The sequence below is a fragment of the Brucella sp. NBRC 113783 genome (assembly GCF_040372265.1).
GTDB classification, from domain to species: domain Bacteria; phylum Pseudomonadota; class Alphaproteobacteria; order Rhizobiales; family Rhizobiaceae; genus Brucella; species Brucella teleogrylli.
Genome location: NZ_BAABRX010000003.1, coordinates 404,243 through 418,360 on the forward strand (window position 1 = coordinate 404,243; position 14,118 = coordinate 418,360).

A 14,118-nucleotide genomic window follows, 5' to 3' on the forward strand; every position below is an offset into this window, starting at 1 on the left:
GTGCTGCCGTAGACTTTGGCAAGCGGGCTTGAGGCTTACTCCTTTGTTACCGTTTTCAGATGCAGCAGGAAGGACGGTTGCAGCTTGGAGCCTTTGACGGCAGCAGTTGTCACCGCATTCTGTTTCCAATTGGCTACGAAAAGCCATGGCGCGTCGTCATGCACAATCGCCTGTACCTCGCCGTAGAGCTTGCCGCGTTCGGCCTGGCTGTTCGACGTGCGCGCTTTTTCAAGAAGCGCGTCCAGTTGCGCGTTGGAATAATAGCCGGAATTAAATCCGCCCTTGTCAGGCAAGGCATCAGTCCGCAGCGTCAGATACGGCACAGTATCCGGGTCATTGGTCATCCAAGCCATTTCGGCCATATCGGCTTTGCCTCCGAGACCCGTGTTCACGCGGCCCAGAAAGGTGTTCCATTCGTAAGTCTCGATTTTAACCGTGAACCCAACGGCCTGAAGATCCGCCTGGATCGCCGCCCCCATGGTGATGGGATCAAGCATGCCAGAGCCGCCCTCTGTCACATAGAAAGTGATTTCCGGATTGGTGACACCGGCCTCGGCCAGCAATGCTTTGGCCTTTTCGGGGTCATAGGGATAAGCCTCCGTCTTGTCTTCAACCCAGTTGAACGCCGGTGGAATGGGACCGGCTGCAACAGTCGCGGAGCCTTGCAAAACATTATCGACAAGCGCCTGTTTGTTGACTGCATAATTTGCAGCCTGCCGTACCTTCTTATCAGCGAAAGGGCCAGTTTTTGCATTCAGAATAGTGAACCAGACATGAGGTCCGGCCTGTTCCGCTACGGCAAAATTCGCGTCCTGTTTGAACGTGGCAAGATTGTCTGGCGGCACTTCCACCATGACATCGAGGCCACCAGCCATCATTTCTGCAACGCGGGTATTCGGATCAGTTATTGGGCGGAACACAACGGCTTCCAAAGCGGGCGCGCCGTCCCAGTAATCGGGGTTTCGTTCCACCACAACGCGTTGACCGGATTGCCATTCGGCAAATTTGAACGGACCTGTTCCCGATGGATGCCGCCCAAACTCCTTGCCATATCTCTTCACAGCTTCGGGCGAAACGATAAGACCCGTCGGATAAGCCAGATTGGACAGAAATGGCGCAAATGGCTCTTTCAATTTGAACTCGACTGTTGTCGGATCAATCGCATTGACGGCTTCAATCGACGAGAAATTGAAGGAAAGGGGAAATGGCCCGGTGTTGTAGAAAGGATGATCCTCCTTCAACATCCGATCAAAGTTGAACTTCACCGCCTCGGCGTTGAAATCGGACCCATCATGAAATTTGATACCCTGACGCAGATTGAACCGATAAGTCTTGCCGTCATCTGAAATGGTCCAGCTTTCGGCCAATGCAGGCTCAACCTCGAGTGTCCCATCCTTATAGCGCACGAGACCATCATAGATATTGACCAGAATACGGAAATCATTGGTTGCGGTGACTGTATGCGGATCGAGCGATTGCGGCTCCGCAATCTGCCCCACGATCAGCACGTTGGGCGGCGTTTGAGCCAGGGACGGCATTGCCGGCCCCGCAATTGCGAGCGCCATTGCCGCCAGCGCAGCACGAAATAATCTTCTCATCGAGCGATCCCCTTTCGTTATGCCTATTTAGCTAACACTAATTTATAGGCATAAACTTTTCTGGATCAACTAATTATCATAATAAATTTCATACTGCTGAAAAAGGCGGACCTCGGCCCGCCCTTAAACTGTGAAGGTTTCTGCTATTCGGCGGGAGTGTCTTCAGGCTTCAAATCCTGCTCGGCTTTGGTGGATTTTTGATGCGTAAAGCCCTTCAAACCCTTGGCTGTTTCTTCGGCGTCACGTTTAATTTCCACGTCGCTCATTGCATAATGAACGGCCAGTTTAGCAATTGAGGTCAAGGCGCTCAAATGAATGCGCTCATACCCATGGGACGCATCAACGCCGAATGTTAACAGCGCGGTCCGTACGTCATGCCCTGCCTCCACGGCAGAAGCCGCATCCGAGCGATAATACCGGAACACGTCTTTCTGTACCTGAATATCTTGTTCGCCACAGAGTTCATAAAGCTTCTTGGTCAGATGATAATCGAAGGGCCCCGTCTGGTCGGCCATAGCGAGCGTTACGCCGAATTCCGACGAGTTCTGCCCCGGCGCGGTCGTTCCATTATCGATGGCAACGAGAGAGGCAATATCGGGAACCACCACAGCCGACGCGCCGACCCCAACTTCTTCGCCGATGGTGAAGAGCCAATAGGTGTCAACCGGCGTTTCGATCCCGCCTCGCTGCATGGCTTCGAGTGAGGCGAGCATGATGGCCACGCCTGCCTTGTCATCCAGATGGCGAGAGACGATGAAGCCGTTATCAATAAACTCTGGCGCGGGATCGACAGCAACAATATCGCCCACATCAATCCCAAGCTGAACAAGGTCTTCCTTGTTGCGTGCCAGTGCATCAACCCGCAATTCGACATGGGGCCAGCCGACCGGCTGAGTGTCGACTTCTTCGTTGAAGGTGTGCCCGGATGCCTTTAATGGCAGGATGGACCCGCGATAGGTTCCCTTGCCGGAAAAGATGGAAACCCGTGCGCCTTCTGCGAAACGGGCAGACCAGTTTCCAATGGAGACCAGTTCAAGACGACCGTTATCTTTCAGGTACTTAACCTGCGCGCCTAATGTATCCACATGCGATACGATACCCCGCGCCGGGCGCCGGGATGCGCCCGGTCTACGGGCCCGAATTGCACCGCGTCTGGTCAGCATCACTTCCAGACCGAGCATTTCCAGTTCACGGGCGACATAGCGGACGGCTTCATCCGTAAAACCCGTTGGGCTTGGTATCGAAAGAAGCGCTTTAAGCCTTGTAACGAGGTAGTCCTGATTAATGGGGATGGAGTTCTGCATAAAGCGAATGTCGCAGAATGCAGAAATATCGTCAACAAGGTGGGGCCACTCCCTCGTGAAGTTGGCCCCGTGCGGCCTTGTTATCACCGGTCTGCGAAAACGCTTTCAATCGCCGCTTTCGTTGCAGAAACGACCTGATCCGCTTCTTCCTGCGTCAGACAAAGCGGAGGCGCAAAGCCCAGAATGTCACCTTCGGGCATTGCACGCCCGATGACGCCATTGGCAAGAAGGGCGGCCGAAATTTGTGCGCCAATCTTGAGTGACGGGTCGAAGAATTGACGATCATCGCGATCTTCCACAAACTCGATAGCGGCCATCAGCCCCTCACCGCGCACATCTCCGACATGCTTGTGATCGCCGATAGCGTCCTGAAGCGCCTTGCGGAAATAAGCGCCGGTTGAACCAGCATTCTCCACCAGCTTCAGTTCGTCAATGAGCTTCAGATTTGCTACACCGGCAGCAGCACAGATCGGATGCGCCGAATAGGTCCAGCCATGACCAATCGGTCCCATCTTGTCTGATCCCTTGACCAACACTTCCCACATGCGATCCGAGACGATCGATCCGGAAAGTGGCGCATAGGCCGATGTCAATCCCTTGGCGATGGTAATCAGATCGGGTTTCATCCCGTAATGGTCTGAGCCAAACATGCTGCCGAGGCGGCCAAAGCCTGTCACGACTTCGTCTGCCACGAGCAGAATGTCGTATTTGTCGAGCACGGCCTGTATCTTCTGCCAATATCCTGCTGGAGGCGGCACGATACCCCCCGTACCCAGCACAGGCTCGCCGATGAAAGCAGCAATTGTGTCAGGCCCTTCCGCCAGGATCATCTCTTCAAGCTTGTCGGCGCAATATTGTGAGAATTGCTCTTCGTTCATCGAGCGATCTTCGCGGCGGAAAAAGTAAGGCGCCTGCGTATGCAAGATGGGCGCACGCGGCAGATCAAAGGCGTTATGGAAAGTCGCAAGACCGGTCAAACTGCCGGTCATGACGCCGGAGCCATGATAACCGCGCCAGCGCGAGATGATTTTCTTCTTCTCGGGGCGCCCCAGAATATTGTTGTAATACCATATCAGTTTGATGTTGGTTTCATTGGCGTCGGAACCCGACAAGCCGAAATAGACGCGGCTCATATGATCGGGCGCACGATCGATAATCATCTTGGCAAGCGTAATTGACACTTCCGTACCATGGCCGACATAGGCATGATAGTAGGCGAGTTTATGGGCCTGTTCAGCGATCGCATCGGCGATCTCCTTACGGCCATAGCCGACATTCACACAGTATAGTCCGGCAAAGGCGTCAAGGCTCTGACGTCCATTCACGTCGGCGATAAACACACCCTTGCCATCGTCCAACACACGGGTTGGATTCTCACCACGTGCATGCATTCCCATATGTGTCGATGGGTGGAAAAAATGATCGCGGTCCCAGGCGGTCAATTCGTTGCTGTTGTTTAACACTGTCAGTTTCCTTTCATTGCGCGACACATTCATGCGGCGGTATCGATGCAGAGATATTTGAGTTCGGTGAAAGCGTGGATGCCGTGATGGGAACCTTCGCGTCCCAGTCCGGACTGTTTCCAGCCGCCGAAGGGTATGGGCGCACCGGTGATCTTGGCGCGATTGATGGCGACCATGCCGTATTCGAGAGCACGCCCCATCCGCAGCTGCCGTGCGCCATTGGCGGTCACAACATAAGCGACAAGGCCGTATTCTGTATCGTTGGCCCGCGCGATGACCTCATCTTCCTGATCGAATGCAGCAATAGCTGCCACCGGGCCAAAGGTTTCTTCCTGCATGATAGCCGCATCATCAGGCACATCGACAAGCAAAGTCGGTTCATAAAACAACGTATTGTCACCGATGCGATTGCCGCCAACGAGTACCCGCGCTCCTTGCGAACGCGCATCCGCCACGTGTTCTTCGACCTTCTCGACCGCGCGGCTATGCATCAGCGGCCCGATATCTACTCCCGCTTCAAAGCCTTGGCCCACCTTGAGCGCAGCAATGCGCGCCGCAAAGGCTTCGGTGAAAGACGCAAGAATGCCGCGCTGAACAAAAATACGATTTGCAGCCAAACAGTCCTGACCGGAGGTTGCGAATTTCGCGGCCATGGCCACGTCTACAGCTCGCTCCAGATCGGCATCATCGAAAATGATCAATGGTGCATGCCCGCCAAGTTCCATGACAAGGCGCTTGACCGTTGCCGCACATTTGGAAGCGATCAGCTTGCCGATCTCAGTAGAACCCGTGAAGCTCAAAGCGCGTATGCGCGTATCATTGCAAAGCGTATCGACGATTGGCGCCGCCTTGCCTGTCACAACGTTGAACACACCAGCGGGAAAGCCCGCTCTTTCGCCAAGTTCCGCGAGAGCAAGTGCGGAAAGCGGCGTCTCGGATGACGGATGAACAACGACCGGACAACCCGCTGCAATAGCAGCAGCGGCCTTCCGCGTAATCATCGCGTTTGGAAAATTCCATGGCGTTACCAGCCCCACAACGCCGAGAGCCTCGCGACGTACCAGCATCTCTGCATCCGGCAGATGGCTCGCTATTGTTTCACCGTTCAGGCGTTTTGCATCTTCTGCAAACCATTCAACGAAAGACGCGCCATAATCGATTTCACCGAGAGATTCCGGAAACGGCTTGCCCTGCTCAAGCGTCATCAGTACTGCCAGGTCATCCCGGTTCTGGACGATCAGTTCGTACCATCGCCGCAGAATGCGCGCCCGCTCCTGTGGGAGCAGCTGCGCCCATTCAGGAAATGCCTTTTCCGCCGCATCTATTGCTGTAAGCGTCTGGGTTCCATTCAGGCTTGCGACCCGTGCCAGGCGCTGCCCTGTCGCGGGGTCCACAACCGGAAATGTCTCCGCCTTCTCTCCAGCCACCCAACGCCCGTTGATATAGGCCAGCTCGCGAAAGAGATGTTTGTCACGCAGCCTTTTAAGCCCGTCATGTTGTATCGGATGATCCAGAACGGCATTCATCGTGCTTCTCCCAATTCAGGAAAAGCATCTCATAGGAGCACCGTTGATTTGGACCAAAGCGACCGACGCCACTGGTTATTTGGACCAAACTTGGCCCAGTGCATAGTCCGCTTGGTCTACGCTTGATCGTCGGCAAGAAGCGATAGTGGCGCAGCGCCCTTCCAATCCTTGACCAGCTTGGTCACGATATAGGTGAAATAGCGCTCGATACCGATATTCTGGTCCAAAAGCCGGTCGATCAGCCGCTGGTAGCTATCAATATCGCGCGCAGCGACCATCAGGAAATAGTCCACACCACCACCAACCGACCAGCACGAAATTATTTCCGGCAACGCCGAAACGGCACGTTCAAACCGATCAAAGTCACTTTGACGATGATTACCAAGTGTAATCTGCACAATGACATGCGCGATGGGAGCGACTTTACGGTAGGCGATATGCGCATGATAACCGGTCACTACGCCAGCTTCTTCCAGTTTGCGAAGGCGCAGCCAACACGGCGTCGGCGACAGCCCGACCTTTTCCGCCAATGCAAGTTTTGTGATTTTCGCATTCTCCTGCACCGCATCGAGAATACGCAGATCAACAGCATCGAGCTTAAGGGCAGATTTCATTCGGTTGATCCGGTTCCATTGAGAATTCAGTGCGCTCTTCCTTGCATGAGCAGACAGGGCTGGCAAGGCTAGCCGCCAGAACAATGCGCAAATCTAATTGTAATGATCCAATATAATCATTGACATGATCTTTCCTGTCTTTCACACATATTGCAACGAAAATAATCAAGACATGGGGAACGAGCTTGCGACCACACGGTTTCGCATATGGTGCATTATTGCGTCCTGCGTTTCAGCACCATTCCAATTGGCTGCAGACTTTCCATTCCTCGACAGGTTTTGAGAGGCTAAAGACGTGTCTGCAATGGTGAGCATCAGGGAAATCGAACAGGCGCACGACAGGCTGCGTGGCCAAATTGTGCGGACCCCGCTCGTTCGCACAAAACGCCTCAGTGAAATGTCCGGGGCACCGATCTTCCTCAAACTTGAAAATCACCAAACCACCGGCAGCTTCAAGTTGCGTGGTGCAACGAACGCCGCTCTCAACGTGCCTGCTTCCAAGCGAAAGTTTGGACTTGTCACCGCTTCCACAGGAAATCATGGTCGCGCATTGGCCCATGCGGCTTCTCTGCAAGGTCTCACAGCCACTATCTGCCTCTCCTCACTCGTTCCGCGAAACAAAGTCGAGGCGATTGAGCGACTGGGTGCCAATATTCGCATTGTCGGAAAGTCTCAAGATGACGCGATGGAGGAAGTCGTCCGTCTTGTGTGCGATGAGAACATGAATGCGGTCCCGCCTTTCGATGATCCACACGTGATCGCGGGCCAAGGAACCATCGGGCTTGAGTTGCTGGAAACTATGCCTGACATGGAAACCGTGCTTATCCCGCTTTCCGGTGGTGGGCTGGCGGCAGGCATAGCCGCCGCAGTCAAAGCACATAAACCCAAAGCCCGAATAGTTGGCATTTCAATGCGGCGGGGCGCTGCAATGCAGGTAAGTCTCGCCGTCGGCCATCCCGTCAATGTAGAAGAAGTGGATACGCTGGCGGACTCGCTAGGCGGCGGCATCGGCCTTGATAATCGCTGGACCTTCGCCATGTGCCGCGATCTGCTGGATGACGTGCTTTTGCTTGACGAAAAAGAGATTGCCTCAGGTGTGAGACACATGGCCCTTCACGAAAATGAAGTCATCGAGGGCGCAGCCGCCGTCGGTGTTGGTGCGCTTCTTAGTGGCAAACTTGAGGTTTCAACCCCAACCGCGATTATTGTTTCTGGTGGCAATATCGATCCCAAACAACATCGCATGATCATGAATGGTTTTGTGGGGGAGCGAGCTGATGGCTGAAATGCGGATATTGAGCGAAGCAGATCTTCGTCAGTTCATTACGCTCGATCTGGAAACAGTCGCCTGTGTCGAAGATGCGTTTCGCGCGCTTGCAGGTGGGGACGTCCGTATGCCGCCGATCCTGCGGCTCGACATTCCCGCCGAGCGCGGGGAAGTCGATGTTAAAACCGCCTATATTCCGGGGTTCGATAGTTTCGCGATCAAGATCAGCCCCGGATTCTTCAACAATCCTTCCATTGGCTTGCCTTCGACCAACGGCCTGATGATCCAGTTTTCCGCAAAAACCGGGCTGATCGAAGCCCTGCTGCTCGACAATGGATATCTGACCGACGTGCGCACCGCAGCAGCGGGCGCGGTCGCTGCAAAATATCTGGCCCGAGAAGACGCCAACACAGCCGCAATCTATGGCGCGGGTATACAGGCCCCATTGCAGCTCGAAGCCCTCACTCTGGTGCGCCCGATCGGGGAAGCCCGCATCTGGGCACGCGATTTCAAGAAAGCGACAAGCGCAGCGGCGGTCCTGGAACAGAAGCTAGGAATCCCGGTCGTTCCCGTTGAAGATGCGCGAAAGGTCTGTGCGGGGGCCGATATCATCGTCACGACCACACCGTCAGAAAAGCCACTCATTGAGGCTGACTGGCTGGAGCCGGGGCAACATCTCACCGCCATGGGTTCGGATGCCGAACACAAGAACGAAATAGAACCCGCGATCTTTCGCCGACCGATCCTGTATGTCGCGGACAGCCTCAGCCAGACGCGCAGGTTGGGGGAATTGCATCACGCAATCGACGCCGGGATCGTTGCTGCCGATGCCCATTTCCCTGAACTCGGACAGATCATTTCAGAGGGGGGCAGTTTCCTCCGTAATGCCGAAGACATCACATTTTGCGACCTGACGGGCACCGGCGTTCAGGACACGGCCATTGCACGTCTTGCCACGGAACGCGCAACCAAGCGCAACGCTGGTGCCAAAATCGACTCGAACAAATCTGCTGGAGCCAACCAATGAGCGTTGAACTCAATTTCACCCGCGCCGAGTATGACGCCAGAATTGCCAAGACCAGACGCGCTATGGAGAAGGCTGGTTTCGACATCATCATTGTAACCGATCCGTCCAACATGCATTGGCTGACCGGTTATGACGGCTGGTCCTTTTATGTTCATCAATGCGTCGTCCTTGCAATGGATGGAGAATCAATCTGGTATGGGCGCCGTCAAGACGGAAACGGCGCAAAACGCACGGCCTGGATCAGCCACGACAGCATTATTGGCTATCCGGATCATTATGTGCAGTCACTGGAACGTCACCCCATGGATTTGCTGGCATCCATCCTTGACGACAAAGGTTGGGGCAATAAAACGATAGCGGTGGAGTTCGACAATTATTGGTATACGGCAGCGGCCCATCACGCTCTGCAAAAGCACTTACCGAATGCGCGGTTCAAGGACGCACAGGGACTGGTGAACTGGCAGCGCGCCGTCAAAAGCCCCACTGAGATCGATTACATGCGCAAGGCTGGCCGCATTGTCGAAGCCATGCACAAACGTATCGTCGATACGATAGAACCGGGCATGCGCAAATGCGATCTTGTGGCAGAAATCTATGACGCCGGAACACGCGGTGTGGGCGAATTTGGCGGTGATTATCCAGCCATCGTACCGCTCTTGCCCTCTGGCGCAGATGCTTCCGCCCCCCACCTCACATGGAACGATTTGCCGATGAAATCAGGCGAAGGTACGTTCTTCGAGATTGCTGGATGCTACAAGCGCTATCATTGCCCGCTGTCTCGGACTGTCTTTCTCGGCAAGCCTACACAGGCATTTCTCGATGCCGAAAAGGCCACACTGGAGGGGATGGAGGCTGGTCTCGCGGCTGCCCGGCCCGGCAACACCTGTGAAGACATTGCTTCTGGGTTTTTCGGTGTTCTCAAAAAATATGGCATCATTAAAGATAATCGCACAGGCTATTCGATCGGTCTTTCCTATCCGCCAGATTGGGGTGAGCGCACGATGAGCCTGAGGCCTGGTGATCGCACTGAATTGCAGCCAGGCATGACCTTTCACTTCATGACGGGGCTTTGGCTTGAAACCATGGGGCTGGAAATCACAGAAAGCATCGTCATCACCGAAACCGGCGTCGAATGCCTTTCAAACGTACCACGCAAGCTGGTGGTCAAGGACTAGTTTCATGATGCACACAACGCCACCTCCACGCCCCTCCCCGATCACACCGACTGTCGCTCTTACGCGGGATGGGATCCAGCATGGCCATTTGCGGCTACCGTGGTCTCGGGACGATTCCGCATGGGGCTCAGTGATGATCCCAATCTGCGTGATCCGCAACGGTGATGGTCCGACGGCACTGCTGACCGGCGCCAATCACGGCGACGAATATGAAGGGCCTGTGGCGCTCTATGATCTTGCAGCAAGTCTGAAGCCGGAGCAAATCAAAGGTCGCGTCATCATTGTTCCTGCGATGAATTTCCCAGCCTTTCAGAAGGGCACCCGCACCTCCCCTATCGACAAGGGCAATCTCAATCGCAGTTTTCCGGGCCGTCCTGACGGTACGGTCACGGAGAAAATCGCCGACTACTTCACGCGCTATCTTATGCCAGAAGCCGACATCGTATTGGACTTCCATTCAGGGGGGCGCACGCTGGATTTCCTACCCTATGCGGCTGCACATGCTCTGCCCGACAAGGTACAGGAAAGCCGCTGCTTTGCCGCAGTCAAGGCCTTCTCCGCGCCCTATTCCATGCGCATGATCGAGATAGATGCGGTGGGCATGTATGACACCACTGCGGAAGAAGCTGGGAAGGTCTTTGTGACAACCGAGCTCGCAGGTGGTGGAACCATATCCGCCCGCACGGCCGCAATAGCAAAACGCGGCGTGCGCAACCTTTTGCGCCATTCCGGCATTCTGGAAGGTGAGATTGAACAGTCGCCGACGGTCTGGCTCGATATGCCGTCAGAGGATTGTTTCGGCTTTGCAGACACAGACGGCCTATTGGAACCGCTCGTCGATCTGGGTTCCGAAATTCGGAAGGGTGACCTCATCGCCCGCGTCCATAACATAGCGCGAACCGGCAGTGCGCCGCAGGAACACCGCGCTAAGCTCGACGGCGTTCTGGCTGCGCGCCACTTTCCGGGGCTCGTCAAGATGGGTGACTGCCTCTCGGTCATTGCCACAATCTGCGAGGAACCCGTAACGCGTTAACTGAAACCCATTGAACTACCGAAGCAATAAGCCGGGGCAAAACAAACCGGTAATTTCAAAGAGGAGTGAACACGATGCGCATGAAACTTTATACGATTACTGCCCTGCTTTCTGCGGCAGCAACCATTGCCCTCACCCTGCCATCTCAGGCCGTCACGGTCGACGACCTGAAAAGCGCTGGCTTTGTTCGTGGCGCAACCGCCAACGAGATGCCCTACGGTTACATGGACGAAAGCGGCGCGGCGAAGGGTATTGGCCCTGACGTGGCGGCAGCGATCTTCAAAAAGCTTGGCATTGAAGAAGTTGACTGGACGGTCACGCCATTCGGCTCGCTTATCCCAGGCTTGAAAGCCAAGCGTTTTGAATTTGTCGCTGCTGAACAGAATGTCTTGCCGGAACGGTGCAAGCAGGTGCAGTTTACCGTTGCCAATTCCAGCTATGGTGAAGGTCTTCTGGTGCCCAAAGGCAACCCCAAAAAAATTCACTCTTACGACGACATCAAGAAGGACCCATCCCTGAAGGTTGCCATCGTATCGGGAGCCGACCAAATCGACTTCCTGCATGGAATGGGGATTGACGAATCCCAGATCGTGATGATCCAGGGCAATGCCGATGCGCCCTCCACCGTACAGACAGGACGAGCCGATGCTTATGCTGCAACCGAACTCACGGTTGCAAAGCTTGTCGAAAACTCCCCTCAGCTGGAACAGGCTCATCCATTCACCGACCCTGTCGTTGACGGGAAATCTGCGCGAAGCTTCGGCGCCTTTAGTTTCCGCCCTGAAGACAAGGACTTTTATGAAGCTTTTAACAAAGAGCTTATCGAATTCAAGAAGACCGACGACTACAAGAAAATCTTGACAACTTATGGACTTAGCGAAGAAAGCGTAGAAGCTGCACGCACTGTAGACACAGCAGCACTGTGCAACGCAAAGTAAGCTTATCAGCGCCCGCCGATCTCAATAATATCGGCGGGTCTCTCTGCCCGGGAGACGACCCTATGCATTGGACGGAATATTTACCCGCCCTTTTCAAAGGTGCGCAAGTCACCATCGTACTTGCTTTGAGCTCGATGGTGATAGGCACCATATTCGCGTTTGCGGCGGGAATAGCGCGCTTTGCAGGCGGGAGAATCCTGTCGGCGATCGCCGTGGTCTATATCGAAGTCTTCCGGGGCACGTCGCTTCTGGTACAGCTGTTCTGGCTCTACTATGCCTTGCCGCTGATCGGCATTTCCTTTGACCCAATCACCACGGGCATCATGGGTCTTGGCCTGAATATCGGTGCTTATGGTGCCGAGGTCGTGCGCGGTGCGCTGCAGGCTGTACCAGAAGCCCAACATGAAGCTGCACGCGCGCTCAATTTTGGCAAAAGACACACGCTGTTCCACATTGTCTTGCCGCAGGCTATTGTCGAGATGATGCCTGCATTTGGCAATCTCGCCATCCATAATCTCAAGGATACCGCTCTTGCGTCCCTGATCGCTATCAGCGACCTGACATTTCAGGCCCAAAGATTGCGCAACCTGACATTGGATAGCGTGACCATTTATTCCCTAACACTGCTTGGCTATTTCGCGATGGCTCTTTTGCTTGCGACTGCAATAAGATGGCTGGAACGACGCCTTCGCCGCCAGACCATGGCTGGAGGTTTCGCATGATCTATGGTTATGCCTGGGACACCACGTCCACACTGTCCTTCGCCATATCGATCTTGCCGATCCTGGCTATCGGTCTGACCGTAACGCTGAAAGCTGCAGCAACCGGTTTTGCCATCGCCTTGGCGCTTGGATTGGTCTTTGCGCTTTTGCGGCGCAGCCGTTACAAAATCGTTTCCTGGCCCACGGCTGTTGTGGTGGAGTTCTTGAGGGATACGCCGCTCTTGGTGCAGCTCTTCTTTCTTTATTACGTACTGCCAGTCTATGGCATTGTCTTGCCAGCATTTTTAACCGGCGCTCTGGCGCTCGGCCTGCAATATTCGGCCTATACATCCGAAGTCTATCGCGGCGGCATTGAGGCCATTCCTCGCGGACAATGGGAAGCGGCCCGCGCGCTCAATCTGACGCCGTGGAGGACATATCGCGATATCGTCATACCGCAAGCGGTTCCCCGGATCATTCCGGCCATGGGCAACTATCTGGTCTCGATGCTAAAGGAAACGCCGGTTCTCTCGGTCGTCAGCATCGTCGACATGCTCAATCTTGCCAACCTTATCGGCGACCGTACCTTTGAATATCTCGTACCTTTATCGATGGTCGGCCTGATTTTCCTCATTTTAACACTCATCTGTTCAGCAGCCATCCGTCTGCTTGAACGAACACTTCCAAAGAACGGGATCGCTCTCAAATGACGCAGGAAATCATACGTTTTCAGAACGTCATCAAACGCTTTGGGGCACTGACCGTATTGGATCAGTTTAATTTCTCGGTCACAACAGGCGAAAAAGTTACGCTCATTGGCCCATCCGGCTCCGGAAAATCTACTGTATTGCGTATTCTCATGACACTTGAACCCTTTCAGGAAGGCACACTGGAATTGGGTGGAATGCCCTATCATGAGACCGGCGGTAAAGAACCGTTCTATGCCAGCGAAGCACATTTACGGAAGATCAGATCGCATGTCGGGATGGTGTTTCAAAGCTTCAATCTCTTCCCCCACATGTCCGTATTGCGCAATGTCATCGAAGCGCCCGTCCATGTCCTTGGTCTTAAACGTGCGGAAGCCGAAGCACGCGCGCTGGACCTGCTTTCTCTTGTCGGCCTCTCGGACAAGAAGGATCACTATCCAACCCAATTATCGGGCGGTCAGCAACAGCGTGTTGCCATAGCACGATCACTGGCAATGCGTCCGCGTGTCCTGCTGTTTGATGAACCGACATCGGCGCTTGATCCGCAGCTTGTTGGCGAGGTGTTGTCAGTCATCCGCAGTCTTGCGCAGGAGCATGATCTCACCATGCTGCTGGTAACCCACGAAATGCGCTTTGCGCGCGAAGTCTCTGATCGTGTTTGCTTTTTCGACAAAGGGCGCATCTGCGAGCAGGGCACGCCCGAACAGATATTTCAAGCACCGAAAGAAGCGCGCACCAAGGAGTTTCTCCAGTCTGTCCTTTAGG

At 54.5% G+C, this 14,118-nt stretch carries 13 protein-coding genes; 8 read left to right on the forward strand and 5 right to left on the reverse strand.

Going from position 1 to position 14,118, the window contains the following annotated elements:
• Window positions 1-35: 35 nt before the first annotated feature.
• The 5 genes from ABWW11_RS12375 to ABWW11_RS12395 all read right to left on the reverse strand — a co-directional run bounded on the left by ABWW11_RS12375 (window position 36) and on the right by ABWW11_RS12395 (window position 6,505).
• Window positions 36-1,598 carry an ABC transporter substrate-binding protein gene (locus ABWW11_RS12375; RefSeq protein WP_319081060.1) on the reverse strand — a complete coding sequence of 521 codons (1,563 nt, stop codon included), beginning with the start codon at window positions 1,596-1,598 and terminating at the stop codon, window positions 36-38.
• A 143-nt stretch (window positions 1,599-1,741) separates the two neighbouring features.
• A complete protein-coding gene (locus tag ABWW11_RS12380; protein WP_121537913.1) occupies window positions 1,742-2,902 on the reverse strand; it encodes an osmoprotectant NAGGN system M42 family peptidase in 1,161 nt (386 codons plus the stop codon).
• A gap of 83 nt (window positions 2,903-2,985) precedes the next feature.
• On the reverse strand, window positions 2,986-4,365 hold the full coding sequence (locus ABWW11_RS12385) for an aspartate aminotransferase family protein (RefSeq protein ID WP_319081061.1): 1,380 nt from the start codon (window positions 4,363-4,365) through the stop codon (window positions 2,986-2,988).
• Window positions 4,366-4,394: 29 nt separating this feature from the next.
• Window positions 4,395-5,891, reverse strand: coding sequence for an NAD-dependent succinate-semialdehyde dehydrogenase (locus ABWW11_RS12390; RefSeq protein WP_319081062.1), 1,497 nt, complete (start codon window positions 5,889-5,891; stop codon window positions 4,395-4,397).
• Between the two features lie 116 nt (window positions 5,892-6,007).
• Window positions 6,008-6,505: an Lrp/AsnC family transcriptional regulator gene (locus tag ABWW11_RS12395; RefSeq protein WP_319081063.1), complete on the reverse strand. Its 498-nt coding sequence runs from the start codon at window positions 6,503-6,505 to the stop codon at window positions 6,008-6,010.
• 304 nt (window positions 6,506-6,809) lie between these two features.
• Between ABWW11_RS12395 and eutB the strand changes: the two genes are divergently transcribed.
• The 8 genes from eutB (at window position 6,810) to ehuA (ending at window position 14,117) form a co-directional block, all read left to right on the forward strand.
• Window positions 6,810-7,790 carry a hydroxyectoine utilization dehydratase EutB gene (gene eutB / locus ABWW11_RS12400; RefSeq protein ID WP_319081074.1) on the forward strand — a complete coding sequence of 327 codons (981 nt, stop codon included), beginning with the start codon at window positions 6,810-6,812 and terminating at the stop codon, window positions 7,788-7,790.
• Window positions 7,783-8,799 carry a cyclodeaminase gene (locus ABWW11_RS12405; protein ID WP_319081064.1) on the forward strand — a complete coding sequence of 339 codons (1,017 nt, stop codon included), beginning with the start codon at window positions 7,783-7,785 and terminating at the stop codon, window positions 8,797-8,799. Before eutB ends, ABWW11_RS12405 begins: the two co-directional genes overlap by 8 nt.
• Complete coding sequence (gene doeA, locus ABWW11_RS12410; RefSeq protein WP_319081065.1) at window positions 8,796-9,974, forward strand: ectoine hydrolase DoeA; 1,179 nt, start codon at window positions 8,796-8,798, stop codon at window positions 9,972-9,974. Before ABWW11_RS12405 ends, doeA begins: the two co-directional genes overlap by 4 nt.
• 4 nt (window positions 9,975-9,978) lie before the next feature.
• Complete coding sequence (gene doeB, locus ABWW11_RS12415; protein WP_319081066.1) at window positions 9,979-11,007, forward strand: N(2)-acetyl-L-2,4-diaminobutanoate deacetylase DoeB; 1,029 nt, start codon at window positions 9,979-9,981, stop codon at window positions 11,005-11,007.
• Window positions 11,008-11,081: 74 nt separating this feature from the next.
• Window positions 11,082-11,945 (forward strand): ectoine/hydroxyectoine ABC transporter substrate-binding protein EhuB, encoded by an 864-nt coding sequence (gene ehuB, locus ABWW11_RS12420; RefSeq protein ID WP_319081067.1) that lies wholly within the window; start codon window positions 11,082-11,084, stop codon window positions 11,943-11,945.
• Between the two features lie 62 nt (window positions 11,946-12,007).
• Entirely contained in the window at window positions 12,008-12,667 is a 660-nt protein-coding gene (ehuC, locus tag ABWW11_RS12425) for an ectoine/hydroxyectoine ABC transporter permease subunit EhuC (RefSeq protein ID WP_319081068.1), read from the forward strand.
• Window positions 12,664-13,356 carry an ectoine/hydroxyectoine ABC transporter permease subunit EhuD gene (gene ehuD / locus ABWW11_RS12430; protein WP_140025311.1) on the forward strand — a complete coding sequence of 231 codons (693 nt, stop codon included), beginning with the start codon at window positions 12,664-12,666 and terminating at the stop codon, window positions 13,354-13,356. The genes ehuC and ehuD overlap by 4 nt, the downstream gene beginning before the upstream one ends.
• Complete coding sequence (gene ehuA, locus ABWW11_RS12435) at window positions 13,353-14,117, forward strand: ectoine/hydroxyectoine ABC transporter ATP-binding protein EhuA (protein WP_319081069.1); 765 nt, start codon at window positions 13,353-13,355, stop codon at window positions 14,115-14,117. Before ehuD ends, ehuA begins: the two co-directional genes overlap by 4 nt.
• Window position 14,118: the final 1 nt, after the last annotated feature.

What these genes read in the sequence shown, in the direction of transcription:
- ABWW11_RS12375 (WP_319081060.1), bottom strand. Translation starts at nt 1,598, where the DNA reads ATGAGAAGATTATTTCGTGCTGCGCTGGCGGCAATGGCGCTCGCAATT.
- ABWW11_RS12380 (WP_121537913.1), bottom strand. Translation starts at nt 2,902, where the DNA reads ATGCAGAACTCCATCCCCATTAATCAGGACTACCTCGTTACAAGGCTT.
- ABWW11_RS12390 (WP_319081062.1), bottom strand. Translation starts at nt 5,891, where the DNA reads ATGAATGCCGTTCTGGATCATCCGATACAACATGACGGGCTTAAAAGG.
- ABWW11_RS12395 (WP_319081063.1), bottom strand. Translation starts at nt 6,505, where the DNA reads ATGAAATCTGCCCTTAAGCTCGATGCTGTTGATCTGCGTATTCTCGAT.
- eutB (WP_319081074.1), top strand. Translation starts at nt 6,810, where the DNA reads ATGGTGAGCATCAGGGAAATCGAACAGGCGCACGACAGGCTGCGTGGC.
- ABWW11_RS12405 (WP_319081064.1), top strand. Translation starts at nt 7,783, where the DNA reads ATGGCTGAAATGCGGATATTGAGCGAAGCAGATCTTCGTCAGTTCATT.
- doeA (WP_319081065.1), top strand. Translation starts at nt 8,796, where the DNA reads ATGAGCGTTGAACTCAATTTCACCCGCGCCGAGTATGACGCCAGAATT.
- doeB (WP_319081066.1), top strand. Translation starts at nt 9,979, where the DNA reads ATGATGCACACAACGCCACCTCCACGCCCCTCCCCGATCACACCGACT.
- ehuB (WP_319081067.1), top strand. Translation starts at nt 11,082, where the DNA reads ATGCGCATGAAACTTTATACGATTACTGCCCTGCTTTCTGCGGCAGCA.
- ehuC (WP_319081068.1), top strand. Translation starts at nt 12,008, where the DNA reads ATGCATTGGACGGAATATTTACCCGCCCTTTTCAAAGGTGCGCAAGTC.
- ehuD (WP_140025311.1), top strand. Translation starts at nt 12,664, where the DNA reads ATGATCTATGGTTATGCCTGGGACACCACGTCCACACTGTCCTTCGCC.
- ehuA (WP_319081069.1), top strand. Translation starts at nt 13,353, where the DNA reads ATGACGCAGGAAATCATACGTTTTCAGAACGTCATCAAACGCTTTGGG.